This is a genomic window from Paenarthrobacter sp. NCHU4564 (assembly GCF_052156435.1).
Taxonomy (GTDB): domain Bacteria; phylum Actinomycetota; class Actinomycetes; order Actinomycetales; family Micrococcaceae; genus Arthrobacter.
Genome location: NZ_JBQLIS010000029.1, coordinates 1 through 15,913, shown reverse-complemented (window position 1 = coordinate 15,913; position 15,913 = coordinate 1). Strand labels below are relative to the sequence as shown.

Here is a 15,913-nt window from a genome sequence, read left to right as displayed (position 1 = left end):
CCACAGCCGCACGAGAAAGATCAATACACACATGACTAGCACTACGCAGGGCGCAAAGCCACAGCACCACATACCGGCAGCGGACGAAGAATTCCTTCGGTCAGCGGTCGCTAGGTCTGCTGACTCGATGCTGCACATCAGCCACGCAATCCATGCACACCCCGAGGTTCGGTTCGAAGAGCGCTTTGCGTGCGGACTTCTGACAGACGTCCTGCGATCTGAAGGGTTCGAGGTCCAATCAGGCGTCGGTGGACTCGAGACAGCGTTCCTTGCGGAGCGCAGCTTCGGTGACGGTGGACCGACTATTGCCTTCTTCTGTGAGTACGACGCCTTGGAGGAAATCGGGCACGGGTGCGGTCATAACGTCATTGCGGCAGTCGGCATTGGGGCCGCCCTCGCCACCAAGGAGTGGATGGCAGAGAACCCTGCAGTCCGCGGACGCATCGTGGTTGTAGGAAGCCCCGCCGAGGAGGGCGGCGGGGGGAAGATGTTCCTCATCGACAGCGGTGCGCTCGATGGCATTGATGCTGCTCTGATGATCCACCCCTCAGGAGAAAACCTGACTTGCATGACCACCTTGGCTCGTATGCTGCTGGAGTTCGAGTTCACCGGAAAGGCGGCCCATGCTGCTGTCAGCCCTGAACGAGGCGTAAACGCCCTCGATGCCGCGGTCTTGACGCTGAACGCCATTGGCCTCCTTCGGCAGCAGATGCCCTCCGACGCGCGGGTGCATGCGGTGATAACTGATGGGGGAGAGGTTCCGAACATCATCCCAGAGAAGGCGGCCATCCGGGCCTTCGTCCGTTCACCCGACACCGAGTTCCTATTGTCCGACCTCGTTCCCCGGGTTGAAAACTGTGCTCGTGGGGCGGCGCTTTCCACCGGAACGAGTGTTGACATTAAAACACCGGTCCCGCTGTACGCCTCGTTGCAGCCCAACGAGATGCTGGGTCAACTTGTCGAGGAGAATTTCCACCGCATCGGTCGGCGTACCGAGCCACCCCGCACCGAGGTCTTTCCCGGGTCGACAGACATGGGGAACGTCAGCCAAATTCTGCCTGTAATTCACGCAAACGTTGAACTGGTTCCTGGTCTCGGCATGCATAGCAGAGACGCGGCCGCACTGGCCGGAGGAGAAGCGGGCGATCGCGCAGTCCTGGACGGGGCACTGCTGCTGTCCATGACAGCCGTACAACTGCTGTCCTCTACCGATCTTCTCCAAGGCGTGAAGGACACGTTCGTTGAGGGCTTCCGATTGCCTCCCCGTGACGCAGCAGATGCGCTCAACGGCGAACACGTTTCCTCATGACTGGCCCAACTCTACGACGGAACCGTTGCCGTACATCGGCCGGCTCACCAAGCCAAACGTCAATTGAACTAAGGAAATAGCTTGTCTCACACTATCGGAATTATCGGCGCAGGTAACATCTCCGGCCGTTATCTGCTGGGCCTCCGGCGCAGATTCCCTCATCTTGAGCTCCGTCGCATCGCGGACATCGACCTCTCACGGGCCGAAGCCCTGGCGACGCAATTTGAGGTTCCTGCCTCTGGCAATGTGGCCGATCTGCTGGCCGACGACGAGATCGACATTGTCGTGAATCTGACCCCGCCCATGCTGCACGCACGGACTGTAATAGAGGCGCTCTCGGCAGGCAAAAATGTCTACGTCGAGAAGCCCCTGGCGACTTCTCTGCAGGACGGTGCTCAGATGCTCGAAACCGCCCAGCGCAACGGTGTGTTGCTCGGTTCAGCCCCGGACACCTTTCTTGGAAGTGCCGGGCAAACGGCTCGTCACGCAGTCGACACGGGAATGATCGGTGAACCCATCGGCGCCAGTGCATTCGTCAGGTCCTCTCGTGCAGAACGGTGGCACCCGGATCCCAGGTTCCTGTTCCAGCCTGGCGGTGGACCCGTCATGGATATGGGTCCGTATTACATCTCCGCGCTGGTGAACTGCCTCGGTCCCGTCGAACGGGTATCAGCAGACACACGGATCGGTGCCCGGACGCGGAAGCTGACGGCAGAAAACCGGGTTGCCGATTCGATAGAGGTCAGCGTGGACACCCACGCGTCGGCAGTCCTGAGCTTCTCATCCGGTGCCATCGGAACAGTGATGATGAGCTTCGACGTGCAGGACACAGCACTTCCGCGCATCGAGATCTACGGAACGGAGGGTACGCTCAGCCTCCCCGATCCGAATACTTTCGACGGGCCCGTCCTCCTCAAACGTCCCGATGATGAAGTCTGGAAAGAGCTTGAACCTGTTATTCCAGTGTTCGGGGAAAAAAATGAACAAAACCAACGCGGGCTCGGAGTTGATGATCTCGCGTCGGCAATTGACGGCGGAGCACACCGCGCATCCGGAGATCTCGCCTTCCACGTCTTGGATGTCATGCTCAGCATCGAGAAAGCATCGCGCCAACGCCAAGTAATCACGTTGGAATCCTCAATTACTCGTCCCGCGGCCGTCGAGATCGAACAACTGTCAAACAAGGGAAACTAGAAATGGCACTTACACAGGCAAAGTTCGCACTGAACCCACTGCAGTACTTCGCAACCGCCGACGGTTGGTTGGACCCCTCTCTGGCTCCTCCGCTGGAGGCGCGTCTCGAACAAATCGCCAGTGCTGGCTTCACCGCCGTTCATTCTGAGGTTCCGGCCTCGATGACCACGGAGACGTATGGCTCGTTACTCACCCGCTACGGGCTCCAGCCTGGACCTGGTTACGTAGGCATCAGATGGTCTGAGGACCCGGAGGTGCGGAAGCAGAGCCTCGAGCGGGCATCGAAGAAAGCACAGGAGAACGCGGCACTCGGCAATCCGCTCCTGTTCCTGGCTGTAGCCATGACCGCTGACGCTCCCCGCGTTGCACATCCCGCGGTAGGCTTTGATGCTTCCACCGAACGCCTGTCCTTGGTCAGGGACTACCTGGCACAGGCGGCAGAACTTATCGTTTCCGAGGGCGCGGTGCCCGCGTTGCATCCCCATGTTGGTACGTGGGTAGAAACCGCTGACGAAGCACGCTTCGTTCTCGATAGCGTTGACCCAGCCATCCTGAAATTCGGCCCCGACGCCGGACACTTCGCATGGACGGGCGTCGATCCTGCAGCCGTTATAACTGAGTACGCCGACCGCGTAGCCGGCGTACACATCAAGGATTATCGCGCTGACATCGCCCAACGCGGCCGCGAAGAAGGATGGGACTACAGGAAGTCTTCCCGCGCCGGAATCTGGACCGAACTGGGCACCGGCGACATGGATATGGACGCACTCGCCAATTCCCTGCCCGCCGACTTCGACGGTTGGATCGTTGTCGAAGTCGATCGCGGCACCACACCGACACCGCAGGAAAGCATCAACATTTGCGGGGACTGGGTCAAGTCCGCCGCTCGATTGCTGCCTGCGTAGGAAGTCTCCTGGGGGAAGGTGGCCAGAGGGCCACCTTCCCCCAGGAGACCTCCATCCCGGCTCGGCCGAATTCACATCCTCGAGGCCCAATAGGTCAAAGCAACCGCGTTCGCTCACGAACACAACCGCAGCCGTTGTGCAGATTCAACGCTAAGACACCCAGCCTCTTCAGTTCATTTTTTGGAGTTCGCATGTACCACCGTTCGCTTGTCACGGTTTCACTTCTTGCGGCCGCAGCAGCCGCGCTGTCGGGTTGCGGGAGCACCGACACCACAGGCCCGGGTTCCACCGACACCCTGAACATGTCGCTGAGCACTGACCCGTCATCTCTTGATCCGACGCTTGCACGCTCCGGAGACGACTACACAATGGCTCCACTGTTGTTCGACACCATCCTTCGCAAGGACGAGAACGGCGCCGTGGTCGGCGGTCTCGCTACAGAATGGGAAGCTAAGGATGCGGCAAACTACTCCCTCAAAATCCGGACCGACGCTACATGCTCCGACGGAAAGCCCATTACGCCGACAGTGGTAGCTAATTCCCTGACCCGCTTCCTCGCACCCGAGACCGGGTCCACAGGACGATTCCTCACCATAGGTTCGGCCAAGGCTACAGTCACGCCCGACGACGTCGCCGGCACCGTGACGGTGTCTCTGACACAAGGATGGTCCGACTTCCTTCAGGGCCTGACGCTCCCGCAGTCAGCGATCATTTGTCCCGCCGGACTCGCTGACGTCAAGGCGCTCGGCTCGGGGTCAGTTCCTGGTGCCTTCTCAGGCCCGTACACGTTGGCTTCGTCCCAGGCCGGAACGTCGTACAACCTGGCACTGCGCGATGACTATAACGCCTGGCCAAAATTCGCCAAACCCCTTCAGGGTAAGCCAGCGAAGAACCTCGTCCTCCGCCCAATCAGTGACTATTCCACCCTCGCAACACAGTTGTTGGCCGGTAGCTTGGACGTCGGCGTGCTTACGGACGAAAACGTCGACCGGTTCGCCAACAACGACCAGTTCACAACGACCAGTACCGCCAACACCACAACCTATCTCATCTTCAACGAGCGCCCCGGGGCCGTTTTCGCTAACCGTCCCGACCTTCGCAAAGCAGTTGCGCAGGCCGTGAATCCCCAGACCTACAGTGACATCATCAGTGGTTCGCGAGGTCAGCAACTGCTCTCGTTGGGGTCTCCGCAGATTCCCTGCGTGAATACCGATACTTCCCTGCTCCCAGCTTCGGATAGCAGCGCAGCAAGCAAGGTCCTCAACGGAGTCAAAATCCGCATCGTAGGGACGAACCTGCTCGCCAAAGGAAATGAGTACGTTGCGGAGGTCCTGCGGAATGCCGGTGCAGAAGTTGCACTCAGCAACCTTGACAACGCCAACTGGTCAGCCCTGACGGGCAAGGGCGGCACCGATTGGGACATCAACGTCCAGGGGGACAACAACCTTATGGGAACCCTCACCTCGTCCCTGCTCCGGGTAATGGGCCCGCCAGCAGAGAGTGGAGGACGCAATAAGACTGGGGTCGTTCATGAGGACGGCTATGCTGCCTTGACTGCCGCATTGAACGCCGTGGATAGCAACGAAAAGTGTGCTGCCTTCCAAACAGCTCAGGCTTCCTTCCTGAAACAAGTGGACGCTGTCCCGCTCTCGACTCTCCCTGTCACCATCGTCACCGCAAAGGGTTTCAGTGTTCGCACCTTCGGCGACTACCAGGACCCTGCCACCCTGCGTATCGATCAATAACTGACCAACCGAAAGTATTCCGATGACCGACTACCCAGTCGCGAACCTGGCCACCAAACGAGGGGGCCGACCCCCTGAAGGCGGCCCCCGCCGTCGAACCCTCCTCGGATCAAAATCTCCGTGGCTAGCCTTCGCAATCCGCCGGACGATCAGCCTTGCCGCCACTTTCCTGGCGCTCGTGTGTCTTTCGTTCCTTATTGTCCAGCTGATACCTGGCGACCCCGCGTACGCACTGGCCGGTGCCAACGCTGCTGAAGAAGACATTGAACGCATCAGGCACCAGCTCGGCCTCGATTTGCCACTGGCCCAACGATTCTTCGATTACGTAGGAAATGTATTGACCGGTGACCTCGGCTCATCATTCATGTACGGGCAACCGGTAATGACCATCATCATGAACAGGCTGCCCTTTACCGCCACAATTGCTATCGCAGGGATCATTGTTGTCCTGCTCATCTCGGTCCCGCTGGGAATGCTTATCGGTCTACTGACCCGAGGGGGTCGGCGAAGCTGGCTCGACGCGGCCTTCGGTGCAATTACCGGATTCTTGGATTCAGTTCCTGGCTACGTGGCCGCATCATTCCTGGTCGTGATGTTCGCGCTGGGTGTTGGTCTTTTCCCGATATTGCCCCCTGCATATGCGCCGAGACTCGGAATGGCGTCATTTATCCTGCCAGTTGCCGCGCTTGCACTCGGACCAATCTGCACAATCTCACGCGTTGTCAGACGGGAAACGGCCGTCGTCCTGGAAAACGACTATATGCGCACCGCTCGGGGTTGGCGGTTGCCGGCCCTCAAGACGTACATGAAGTGGGCCTTGCCCAACCTTGTCACCACCACGCTTACTCTGAGCGGTCTCATCCTTACGGGGATGATCGGCGGGGCCATCATTATTGAGTCCGTCTTCGCACTCCCAGGACTGGGAACGGGCATTATCAAAGCGATTCTGGACAGGGACTACCCCGTGATTCAGGGAATGGTCATCGTCATCGGCATGATCGCAACCCTCATCAACTTACTGGTCGACCTCGTACTCGGCCTCATTGACCAGCGCAACCTCGGAGGTGCCCATGCGTCCTCATAATCGTCGACTCCGGTGGAACCTCGGACTGGCAATCGGACTGGCTTTGTTTGTGGTCGTTGTGCTGATCGCCGTCTTCGCCCCTGTCCTCTTCAGCGAGGCCGCAGACGAGCTGGGACCACGTCAGGCGCCTTCATCGACTCACTGGTTGGGCACAGATGCTGCAGGCCACGACATGCTGCTCCGCAGTCTCGTCGCGACCCGTCTGACCCTGATCATGACGGCTGGAGCGACAGCCATCGCCGTGATAGTCGGAGTCCTCGTAGGCACCGGCGTCTGGCTGATGCCTCCTCGTCTAAGGGAGCTCAGCCTTCGAGTAATCGACGGCATGGTAGCCTTCCCCGGCCTACTGCTGGCGTTGGTGGTGGCAGCCATCTTGGGCGCCGGCGGCACATCGGCCGTGATAGCCATCGGCGTTGCTGTCGTGCCTTACTTCGCCCGGCTTACCGCAAATCTTGCTGCTAAGGTCTCACACCAGGAATACATCACCACGGCCATGCTGCTTGGGGTCAAAAGCCATCAAATTGCCCTCAGGCACATGCTTCCAAACATGGCCGAGCCACTTCTGGTGCTTTCTGCCTCCACCTTTGCGCAAACCCTGACCGCTATCTCAGCACTGTCATTCGTTGGCCTTGGTGTTCAATCCCCTGCATATGACTGGGGAAAGCTGCTGAACGAGTCTCTTCCATCGCTGCTCGCCGGACGGCCCTACCAAATGATGGGTCCAGCCATGATGATCATTCTCACCGGACTCGCAGCGATTCTGATTGGAGACGGCCTGGCTGCCGCCGCAAACCCTCGAACGTCGGGGAAGAGGGCCCATGAAACTGTTTCTCGGCGGTCCGGTCAGAAGCCTCCCCAGCAGACTGGATATGTCGCCAGCGTCAGCAATCTATCGATCTCAGCAGGAACTGTGCCCTTGGTAAAGGGCATCTCCTTCGGAGTCCAAGAAGGAGAAATCGTTGGCATCGTCGGTGAAAGCGGCTCCGGAAAGACCCTAACCGCAATGGCGCTTGCGCGGCTACTCCCCGATGGATTGTCCTCATCAGCATCACAGCTATCGGTGGGCGGACTCGACCTTCTCGGTACCATTCCGGCGCGGCAAATGGCCGAGGCAGTGGCGTTGGTCTATCAAGATCCAGGTTCAACCTTCAATCCGGCCCTCCGCATGGGAACCCAACTCGGTGAAGTGCTCGTAACTCATAAAGGGTTCACCCGCGCAAAAGCACGGCAACGCATAGTGGAAGCCCTGCGACTTGTCCATATGACCAAGCCTGAGGTGCGATACAGGCAACTTCCGCACGAACTGTCCGGTGGCATGCGACAACGAGCCATGATTGCCGCAGCAATTGCCACGGCCCCCCGGCTGATAATCGCCGACGAACCAACGACTGCGCTGGATGTGACTGTTCAGGCGGAGATCCTACGGGAACTGAAACGCGTCAATAGGAACTATGGCACCGCCATGGTCTTCATTTCCCATGATATTGGAGTCGTCCGAGCTCTCTGCGACAGGGTTCTCGTGATGTACCACGGCGAAATCGTCGAGGAAGTACCCGCCGCGGAACTCACCGTCGAGCATGCCAGGCACCCCTACACCAAGTCCTTGCTCGCCGCCACACCCGACATCAACGCACCGCTGCCGGAGCGACAGAATCCGACAGCATCAAGGACCCGCAAGACAGCCACCCTTGGAGAAATCAATGCCTGAACTATCAAATGCCATTGAGATTCGGGACTTGGAAGTCCGATACGGTTCCGGACACAAGGCGGTGCGGATTCTGCACGGTATCTCCATGGATGTCCCCACAGGTCGAACCTTGGGAATCGTTGGCGAGTCAGGGTCCGGCAAATCAACACTTGCGAAGACATTGGTCGGCGTTCTGCGCCCCTCGTCCGGCACAGTCACCATCGGCGGAGTCGGTGTAACAGCTGCACGTGGGGCACAGAGATCGCAACTACGACGTGCTGTACAGATGATTCCCCAAGACCCTTTTTCGTCACTTGATCCCAGGTGTACGATCGGGCAGGCCTTAGCCGAAGCGATAGACCCGCGCGGGGCTAACGTGAAAAAACATCAGGAACGCATCGTCCAGTGGCTCGAAACCGTGAAGATGCCTGCCGATTCCATGTACCGGTATCCTCATGAATTTTCGGGAGGCCAGCGTCAGAGGGTAGCAATCGCCCGAGGCTTGATCCTATCGCCAGCTGTCGTCATCGCAGACGAAATAACTTCCGCACTTGACGTCTCTGTGCAGGCCGAAATTCTTGCTCTTATTTCGCGCCTCCGACTGGAACTTGGACTAACGATGGTATTTATCTCACACAACCTTGCAGTCGTTCGTGAAGTCAGTGATGAGGTTGCGGTCCTTTATCAAGGTGAAGTGGTGGAGCACCGGCCCACTGCGGAGCTATTTGATAATCCCGAGCACGAATACACACGGAAACTGCTTTCCGCAGTCCCTGGCGTTCCTGGTTTTTCCATCGAACCCGAAACAAGCCCACTCGCCGCATCCTGATTGACCTGGCCTGGTGACCGCCATCAATGGCGGTCACCAGTCTGAATTGCAAGGGGCCCAGGTCGGACCATTCTAAGGATGCTAAATGAAAAACAGAAAGCACACATTCATTTCCCTTGATCAACGCGAAGATGCGGACGACCGCGATCCCGGAGTTGTGTCACAGACTTCCCCGGTTGCCGTGACGGGGCACCACTGCCCTGTGTCCGGCCTTTGGTCGGCGCTATCCACGCCGTGTGTCACCGTCGAACTCATCCGCGGGGAACTGATGCCCCCACTAAATGGCAAAGCCACGAGGTGGCTAAGGCCAGACAGCCGTACCTAGCTCGACCTCAATGGCGCTCTTATTGTCCACGCCAGGTCTATTAGGGGCCATGTACGTGTGGGGCTGGGCTTGACCCTACGTGCTCCCATGATTCACAGAGCCAACATCTCAAGAGAAGACAAGTATGAAGCTCAACCCTACCCACTCGTCCCTGCCTTCTGACCGTCCACTCGGCGTGGCCGCCATCGGCTATGCCTTCATGGGGAAGGCCCACTCGAATGCGTGGCGGAATGTGGCCAGTTTCTTCGACGTCCCGGCCTTCGAGCAGAAAGTGCTCGTGGGCCGGGACACAACCCAAGTGGCCTTCGCAGCCGGCAAATATGGCTGGGAGGAGTGGGCCACGGACTGGCGGGACGTGATCCACCGGGATGACATCGACATCATCGATATCTGCGCGCCGGGCTGGATGCACGCCGAAATCGCCATCGCCGCCCTCGAGGCAGGCAAGCACGTCCTGGTCGAGAAACCCCTCGCCAACACCCTGGCCGAGGCCGAACTCATGACCGCCGCCGCTGCCAAGGCCCGCGCCCGGGGCGTGCAGTCCATGATCGGCTTTAACTACCGGCGCGTCCCCGCCTTGGCCCTCGCCCGCGAATTCATCGCCGAAGGACGGCTCGGCACCATCCGCCACATCCGCGCCGCGTACCTGCAGGACTGGCTCTCCGACGCCGAATCGCCCATGACCTGGCGGCTCCGCAAGGAAACCGCCGGCTCCGGCGCCCTGGGCGACATCGCCTCCCACGCCATCGACCAGATTCAGAACCTCACAGGCGAAACGGTCACGGAAGTGACCGGAACACTACGGACCTTCGTCAATGACCGCCCGGGCCCGGCGGGGTTGGAAGAAGTTAGCGTAGACGATGCAGTATGGGCCACCCTTGGATTGACGGGAAATATCAGCGCCTCTATCGAGGCGTCCCGCGTAGCCACGGGACAAAAGAACAGCCTTCGGATCGAAATCTACGGCTCTGCCGGGTCGTTGACCTTTGACCTCGAAAACCTCAACGAACTGATGTTCCTCGACGCCACCCTTCCGGTCCGGGAGCAGGGCTTCCGGCGGATCCTGGTCAACGAACCCGGGCACCCCTACCTTGAAGCGTGGTGGCCGCAAGGGCACATCATCGGCTGGGAACACACCTTCACCCACCAGGTCCGGGACTTCCTGACCGCCATCGGAGCCGGTGAGTCGCCGTCGCCGTCGTTCGAAGACGGGCTCCAAATCCAGCGCGTCCTGGCCGCCGTCGAAGAGTCCGCCGCCGCCAAAAGCTCACTGATCCAGCTGTCCAACACCACCGAAGGAGCCTGACCATGCCCCGCCCGTACACCCTGTTCACCGGCCAGTGGGCCGACCTCCCCCTCGAGGAAGTCGCGCGCCTCGCCTCGGGCTGGGGCTACGACGGTCTGGAAATCGCCGTCTCCGGAGACCACCTGGACGCCTGGCGCTGGGACGAACCCGGCTACGTCGACTCCAAACTTGCCATCCTGGAGAAGTACAACCTCAAGGTCTGGGCGATCTCCAACCACCTCAAGGGCCAGGCCGTCTGCGATGATCCCATCGACTTCCGCCACGAAGCCATCGTCGGCTCGAAAGTGTGGGGCGACGGGGACCCCGAAGGCGTCCGGCAACGCGCCGCCGAAGAAATGAAGCACACCGCCCGCCTCGCCCGCGCCCTGGGCGTGGACACCGTGGTCGGGTTCACCGGCTCCTCCATCTGGCAGTACGTTGCGATGTTCCCTCCCGTGCCGGAAAAAGTCATCGACGCCGGCTACCAGGACTTCGCGGACCGCTGGAACCCCATCCTGGACGTCTTCGACGAACAGGGTGTCCGCTTCGCCCACGAAGTCCACCCGAGTGAAATCGCCTACGACTACTGGACCACCGTCCGCACCCTCGAAGCGATCGGCCACCGCGAAGCCTTTGGCCTGAACTGGGACCCGTCCCACATGATGTGGCAAGGCATCGACCCCGTCTCCTTCATCTGGGACTTCAAGGACCGGATCTACCACGTGGACTGCAAGGACACCAAGGTCCGCCAGACCGGACGGAACACCGTGATGGGCTCCCACTTGGCCTGGGGCGACCCGCGCCGGGGCTGGGACTTTGTCTCCGCCGGCCGCGGCGACGTGCCCTGGGAAGCGTCCTTCCGCGCCCTCACCGCCATCGGCTATAACGGCCCCATTTCCGTCGAATGGGAGGACGCCGGCATGGACCGCCTCCACGGCGCCCCCGAAGCCCTCGCCGCCCTCAAGAAATACGACTTCCCCGCCTCCCAAACCAGCTTCGACGCCGCCTTCAGCCAGGACTAAATAGACCCGAACGGGTCCCTACCCGACTCGCTAAACAGGGAAGTTCGGAACCTCCCATGAAAGGAATGATGTGACGGTCTCCATCGTCGGTACGGGGCAATCGCCTTATACCCGCCATGTGCGTGCAGGTACCGATACGTCGCGAGTGATCGCGCGCGCTGTCCAAGACGCCTTATTCGATGCCGGCCTTCGGCCTGCCGATGTTGATGGGTTCGCCGTCTCAAGCTTCACGATGGGCCCTGACCATGCGATAGACCTTGCTTGGCGTATGGGTCTGCGTCTGAGTTGGCTGATGCAGGATACGAATGGTGGTGCAAGCGCGGGCGGGATGCTTCAGCATGCAGTCCGCGCTATAGAAGCCGGAGACGCGAGCGTAATCGTCCTCGCGGCTGGGGATGTCATGGACGGGGCAGCGTTCGCTCATTTGGTGGCGAACTATAACCGTGCGACGAAGGAGCATTTGGCGCCGCTTCCCATGCGAGGCCCTAACGGCCTGTTTGCAATGCTCACTATCCGCCAAATGGAAGCCTTGGGACTGACGAGGGAAGATTATGGCCACATCGCCATCGCCCAGCGCCGGTGGGCGGCCGAAAACCCTGGTGCCGTGTATCGGGGCCCCCTCACCATGGACGATTATCTCAATGCTCCTCTCGTCGCTGAACCGCTGGGTCGGTACGATTGTGTGCCCCCGGTAACCGGGGCTGATGCCGTGGTCCTTATTGCTGACCCCCGCGACGGCACCGCGCGGGCGAGGGTCCTGAGTGTGCGTTCCTCGTACAACAGCGACCAGCAGGCAGGGGACGGACTTGCAACAGGGCTGCGGTCATGTGCTGAGGCCGGCTGGGAAGAGGCTGGCATTGGTCCTGCAGAGGTGGATTTGGCTTGCGTCTACGACGACTACCCATCCATGGTGGTAGCCCAACTAGCAGATTTAGGCATGATACCGGCCTTGGAGGACACTTCGGCGTTCATCCGGCGGCGAATATACACGCGCGAATTGCCAGTTAACACTTCCGGTGGCCAGCTCTCAGCAGGTCAGGCAGGCGCTGCCGGCGGCATGCACGGGCTGGTGGAGGCGTCCCGCCAGCTCATGGGACTCGCAGGACCTCGGCAAGTCCCCGCCCGCCATGCCGTTGTTAGCGGATACGGGATGGTTCTTTACCGATTTGGCGCGTGCGCCTCAATGACCGTACTTGAGGCTGCGGAATGAGCGCTCGAGTACAGGAATGCCGTAATTGCCGGTGCTTGCTCTTTCCTGAACGTCTGTTATGCCCGCACTGCGGAGACGCGAACTTTTCGACAACATATGCGGAAGAGGGAGTCATTGAGCAGAAGACGATGCTTGCCGATGGGACGATCCTTGCAACCGTGCTTATCGATCGCGGACCAAGGGTGATTGCCCGCTTGCGCGGTCCTCGTATGGAGCCTGGTCAAAGCGTCCTCCTAACCAATGACCGGAACACCGTTTCCGGCGCGTACGTACCTGCCCACTCCCACGTACTTGAGGATAGCCATGACTACAAAACTTGCTGAACGGTTCTTGCGACCACTGACGATTCCTCAAATGCTGATGGAGCGTGCACACAACATTCCCTCGGCTGCCCTCTTTCGATGCGGAGAGGTGCGGCGGGACAGCCAGGCCATGGTCGAGGCCGTATCGCGCGCTGCCGGGACGCTCGTTGCGGCCGGAATCCAGCGAGGCCAGACCGTCGCACTAATGTCTTCTAATCGACCTGAACTGCTGGACCTGGTCCTGGGGTGCGCTTGGATGGGCGCCATTGCCGTTCCCATCAACACTGCCAGCCGGGGCGAGCAGCTTCGTCATGTGCTGGATAACTCGCAGGCTTCGCTGCTGGTCGCCGAAGCCGCGCTCTTGCCTCATCTCGCCGCGGTCGCACCAGCCAGCCTCCGGACCGTTTGGGTCTTGGACGAGCCGCCTCTGGAGCTTGATGCTTCCTTCACGGTCATTCGGTTGCCTGACCCCGGTCCTGCCATGGATCCGGTGGATACGGAACCGGCGGAGACCGCCGCAATTCTGTACACATCGGGAACAACCGGGGTGTCGAAAGGTGTGCTCTGCCCTCAAGGTCAGTTCTACTGGTGGGCCGTCAACATGTCTGACCAGTTGGGTCTGGGTCCGAACGATGTGCTGTACACATGTTTGCCTCTCTTCCACACGAACGCACTGAACGCGTTTATGCAAGCAGTAGTATGTGGCGGCGAGTACGTGCTGGGACCTCGGTTTTCCGCTTCTCGCTTCTGGACGGACGCAGGTTCGACAGGTGCCACGGTCACGTACCTATTGGGAGCTATGGTTGGGATCTTGGCAGGAAAGGACGCAACTCCCGGCGAACGCGATCACGGCATTCGTCTAGCCTTATCGCCGGCAACACCTTCCCGGTTGGTAGAGCCTTTTCGTGAACGGTTTGGAGTACTCCTGCTCGACGGCTACGGATCTACCGAGACCAATTCCGTCATAGGATCGACGCCTTATCAATGGCGTCCCGGATACATGGGCCAAGTCAGGCCGGGGTTTTCCATCCGCGTAGTCGACGAGCAAGGAATACCCGTCCCTGCTGGTGTGCCTGGTGAACTGTTGATTCGCAGTGAACAGGCTCATGCCATTGCCAGCGGCTATCACGCTATGCCCGAGGCGACTACCAAGGCATGGCGGGATCTCTGGTTCCACAGCGGGGACCGTGTGGTCATAGATGCTGACGGCTGGGTTCGTTTCATGGATCGGATCAAAGACGTCATTCGACGTAGAGGAGAGAACATCTCCTCAGTCGAAGTAGAGCAAGTACTGCGACAGCACCCTGACGTTCAGGACGCCGCGGTCTATGCCGTGGATTCCGAGCTAGGGGAGGATGAAGTCATGGCGGCCCTTGTTCTACGCCGACCTATAGACTTTGCCGAACTGCGACGATTCTGTTCGCCTCGGCTGGCATCATTCGCCCTGCCTCGTTTCCTCCGGACGGTCGATCAGCTTCCTCAGACCGAGAACGGCAAGGTACGCAAGCAGGTTTTGAAGGCTGCGGGAAGGGCCGCAGCTCAGTGGGACTATGAAGTGGAGTTTCCCCGCCACATCAATACTTCCGAAGCCCGTTAGCTTCTACGAGTGATGAGAGCCTGCAACCCGAGCAGTGCTTCTAGGGCTAAATCTGCACAACAACAGTTGGCTGTCCTTCCGGCACAATCGCAGCGTCGCACGGTCGCTGGGCTCGTTCAACCCAAAGACATACCACTGACAGATGGGCCATGGCCGTGAGCAGACAAGCAGTACAGGACAGATTCGGCGGCAGCGAAGTCCTCCATGTACGACACCTTCCGGAGCCACACGCTGGCCGAGGCGAAATCCGTGTCCGTGTCAGCGCGGCCGGGCTCAACCCGGTAGACGTGAAAATGTCGGAAAATGCGGAGGTTGCGGCAATATTTGGCATCACCGTCCCAACAGGGTTTGGTCATGACTTCGCTGGTACCGTCGACGAGGTAGGGGAGGGCGTAACTGGTTTCGCCCTCGGGGACCGCGTTTTCGGTGGAGCACGTGGGCGAGCCGTTGCTGAGCATCTTGTCATCAGCGCCGCTGCAGGCGTGCTTGAACACACTCCGGTTGGTCTCGATGACGTGCGGGCCAGCGCACTGGCCATCACGGCTAGGACGGCCTCCGCTGTCGTTGAAGCCGTAAATCTTTCAGGCTCAGACACTTTTTTGGTCGGAGGCGCGTCGGGCGGCGTAGGAGTGTTGACCATCCAGTTGGCCGCGCGGGTTGGAGCCAGGGTCGTTGGCACTGCATCGGACCGCCATCATGCGCACCTACATAAGCTGGGCATCGATGAGGTGGTCACCCATGGCCCGGGGCTGGTTGAGCGAATACTTGCCGTGGCTCCACATGGAATCACAGCAGCGGCCGACCTTCACGGGACTGACACGGTCCAGACAGCACTGCAACTCTCGGTTCCTCCGAATCGCATTGCAGCGATTTCAGCAGGCCCCACGCCTCCGGGGGGAGCAATCGCCACCTCCGGAAGGGACAGCGCACCCGGAGCCTTGAGTCACATCGCCAATCTCGTTGCGAGCGGTGACATCGACCTTCCCATAGCGGCAACTTACCGATTCGACTCCATTCGGCAGGCTGTGGAGATGCAACGACGCGGGCAGCAATTCGGGAAAATCGTTGTCAATCTCTCCGAACCGCATTAGGAGCACGAGCAGTTGGCCTGGTGCATTAGGCTGCCGAGTCTTCGGCGACGACCGGTGTGGCGCGGGGAGTGGGATTTCTTCCCACCGACAAGTCACCACTCATGCTCCGTTGGCACGCAAGAGGGTTGCCACAAGCACGCCAACAACTTCAACGAGGCCGGGGAACTCCCTGTTCACTGTCAACTCGTCAGAAACGAGTGAAGCCAGGACCTGACGGATTGGGTCCTGGCTTCACTGCGATGGTTGCGGCTTGTCGCCGGTCTGGGTTTTATTGGTGGGTGAGTTGGGGTTCGGGTGTGGTGGTGGGGGTGTAGCGGTTTCCTCGGTG

Annotated in this window: 13 protein-coding genes; all 13 read left to right on the top strand. The window is 60.0% G+C overall.

Annotated elements, in window-relative coordinates; all coding sequences use genetic code 11:
- Nucleotides 1-31: 31 nt before the first annotated feature.
- A complete protein-coding gene (locus ACSVIE_RS20020) occupies nt 32-1,309 on the top strand; it encodes a M20 family metallopeptidase (protein ID WP_442424993.1) in 1,278 nt (425 codons plus the stop codon).
- A gap of 81 nt (nt 1,310-1,390) precedes the next feature.
- Nucleotides 1,391-2,503, top strand: a complete 1,113-nt coding sequence (locus ACSVIE_RS20015; protein ID WP_442424992.1) for a Gfo/Idh/MocA family protein — start codon at nt 1,391-1,393, stop codon at nt 2,501-2,503.
- Nucleotides 2,504-2,505: 2 nt separating this feature from the next.
- Nucleotides 2,506-3,408 carry a sugar phosphate isomerase/epimerase family protein gene (locus ACSVIE_RS20010; protein WP_442424991.1) on the top strand — a complete coding sequence of 301 codons (903 nt, stop codon included), beginning with the start codon at nt 2,506-2,508 and terminating at the stop codon, nt 3,406-3,408.
- A 191-nt stretch (nt 3,409-3,599) separates the two neighbouring features.
- On the top strand, nt 3,600-5,153 hold the full coding sequence (locus ACSVIE_RS20005) for an ABC transporter substrate-binding protein (protein ID WP_442424990.1): 1,554 nt from the start codon (nt 3,600-3,602) through the stop codon (nt 5,151-5,153).
- 22 nt (nt 5,154-5,175) lie between these two features.
- The gene (locus tag ACSVIE_RS20000; protein ID WP_442424989.1) at nt 5,176-6,237 is read left to right on the top strand and encodes an ABC transporter permease; all 1,062 of its coding nucleotides are present in this window, start codon (nt 5,176-5,178) and stop codon (nt 6,235-6,237) included.
- Nucleotides 6,224-7,945, top strand: coding sequence for a dipeptide/oligopeptide/nickel ABC transporter permease/ATP-binding protein (locus ACSVIE_RS19995; RefSeq protein WP_442424988.1), 1,722 nt, complete (start codon nt 6,224-6,226; stop codon nt 7,943-7,945). The genes ACSVIE_RS20000 and ACSVIE_RS19995 overlap by 14 nt, the downstream gene beginning before the upstream one ends.
- Nucleotides 7,938-8,753, top strand: coding sequence for an ABC transporter ATP-binding protein (locus tag ACSVIE_RS19990; RefSeq protein WP_442424987.1), 816 nt, complete (start codon nt 7,938-7,940; stop codon nt 8,751-8,753). The genes ACSVIE_RS19995 and ACSVIE_RS19990 overlap by 8 nt, the downstream gene beginning before the upstream one ends.
- A gap of 449 nt (nt 8,754-9,202) precedes the next feature.
- On the top strand, nt 9,203-10,384 hold the full coding sequence (locus ACSVIE_RS19985) for a Gfo/Idh/MocA family protein (protein WP_442424986.1): 1,182 nt from the start codon (nt 9,203-9,205) through the stop codon (nt 10,382-10,384).
- Nucleotides 10,385-10,386: 2 nt separating this feature from the next.
- On the top strand, nt 10,387-11,385 hold the full coding sequence (locus tag ACSVIE_RS19980; protein ID WP_442424985.1) for a sugar phosphate isomerase/epimerase family protein: 999 nt from the start codon (nt 10,387-10,389) through the stop codon (nt 11,383-11,385).
- Nucleotides 11,386-11,455: 70 nt separating this feature from the next.
- Nucleotides 11,456-12,595, top strand: a complete 1,140-nt coding sequence (locus ACSVIE_RS19975; RefSeq protein WP_442424984.1) for a thiolase family protein — start codon at nt 11,456-11,458, stop codon at nt 12,593-12,595.
- The gene (locus ACSVIE_RS19970; protein WP_442424983.1) at nt 12,592-12,918 is read left to right on the top strand and encodes a zinc ribbon domain-containing protein; all 327 of its coding nucleotides are present in this window, start codon (nt 12,592-12,594) and stop codon (nt 12,916-12,918) included. The genes ACSVIE_RS19975 and ACSVIE_RS19970 overlap by 4 nt, the downstream gene beginning before the upstream one ends.
- A complete protein-coding gene (locus ACSVIE_RS19965; protein ID WP_442424982.1) occupies nt 12,899-14,494 on the top strand; it encodes an ATP-dependent acyl-CoA ligase in 1,596 nt (531 codons plus the stop codon). Before ACSVIE_RS19970 ends, ACSVIE_RS19965 begins: the two co-directional genes overlap by 20 nt.
- Nucleotides 14,495-14,643: 149 nt before the next feature.
- Nucleotides 14,644-15,585, top strand: a complete 942-nt coding sequence (locus ACSVIE_RS19960) for an NADP-dependent oxidoreductase (protein ID WP_442424981.1) — start codon at nt 14,644-14,646, stop codon at nt 15,583-15,585.
- The last annotated feature ends 328 nt before the right edge of the window (nt 15,586-15,913 follow it).

What these genes read in the sequence shown, in the direction of transcription:
- ACSVIE_RS19960 (WP_442424981.1), top strand. Translation starts at nt 14,644, where the DNA reads ATGGCCGTGAGCAGACAAGCAGTACAGGACAGATTCGGCGGCAGCGAA.
- ACSVIE_RS19985 (WP_442424986.1), top strand. Translation starts at nt 9,203, where the DNA reads ATGAAGCTCAACCCTACCCACTCGTCCCTGCCTTCTGACCGTCCACTC.
- ACSVIE_RS20005 (WP_442424990.1), top strand. Translation starts at nt 3,600, where the DNA reads ATGTACCACCGTTCGCTTGTCACGGTTTCACTTCTTGCGGCCGCAGCA.
- ACSVIE_RS20010 (WP_442424991.1), top strand. Translation starts at nt 2,506, where the DNA reads ATGGCACTTACACAGGCAAAGTTCGCACTGAACCCACTGCAGTACTTC.
- ACSVIE_RS19970 (WP_442424983.1), top strand. Translation starts at nt 12,592, where the DNA reads ATGAGCGCTCGAGTACAGGAATGCCGTAATTGCCGGTGCTTGCTCTTT.
- ACSVIE_RS19965 (WP_442424982.1), top strand. Translation starts at nt 12,899, where the DNA reads ATGACTACAAAACTTGCTGAACGGTTCTTGCGACCACTGACGATTCCT.
- ACSVIE_RS20020 (WP_442424993.1), top strand. Translation starts at nt 32, where the DNA reads ATGACTAGCACTACGCAGGGCGCAAAGCCACAGCACCACATACCGGCA.
- ACSVIE_RS19990 (WP_442424987.1), top strand. Translation starts at nt 7,938, where the DNA reads ATGCCTGAACTATCAAATGCCATTGAGATTCGGGACTTGGAAGTCCGA.
- ACSVIE_RS19980 (WP_442424985.1), top strand. Translation starts at nt 10,387, where the DNA reads ATGCCCCGCCCGTACACCCTGTTCACCGGCCAGTGGGCCGACCTCCCC.
- ACSVIE_RS20000 (WP_442424989.1), top strand. Translation starts at nt 5,176, where the DNA reads ATGACCGACTACCCAGTCGCGAACCTGGCCACCAAACGAGGGGGCCGA.
- ACSVIE_RS19995 (WP_442424988.1), top strand. Translation starts at nt 6,224, where the DNA reads ATGCGTCCTCATAATCGTCGACTCCGGTGGAACCTCGGACTGGCAATC.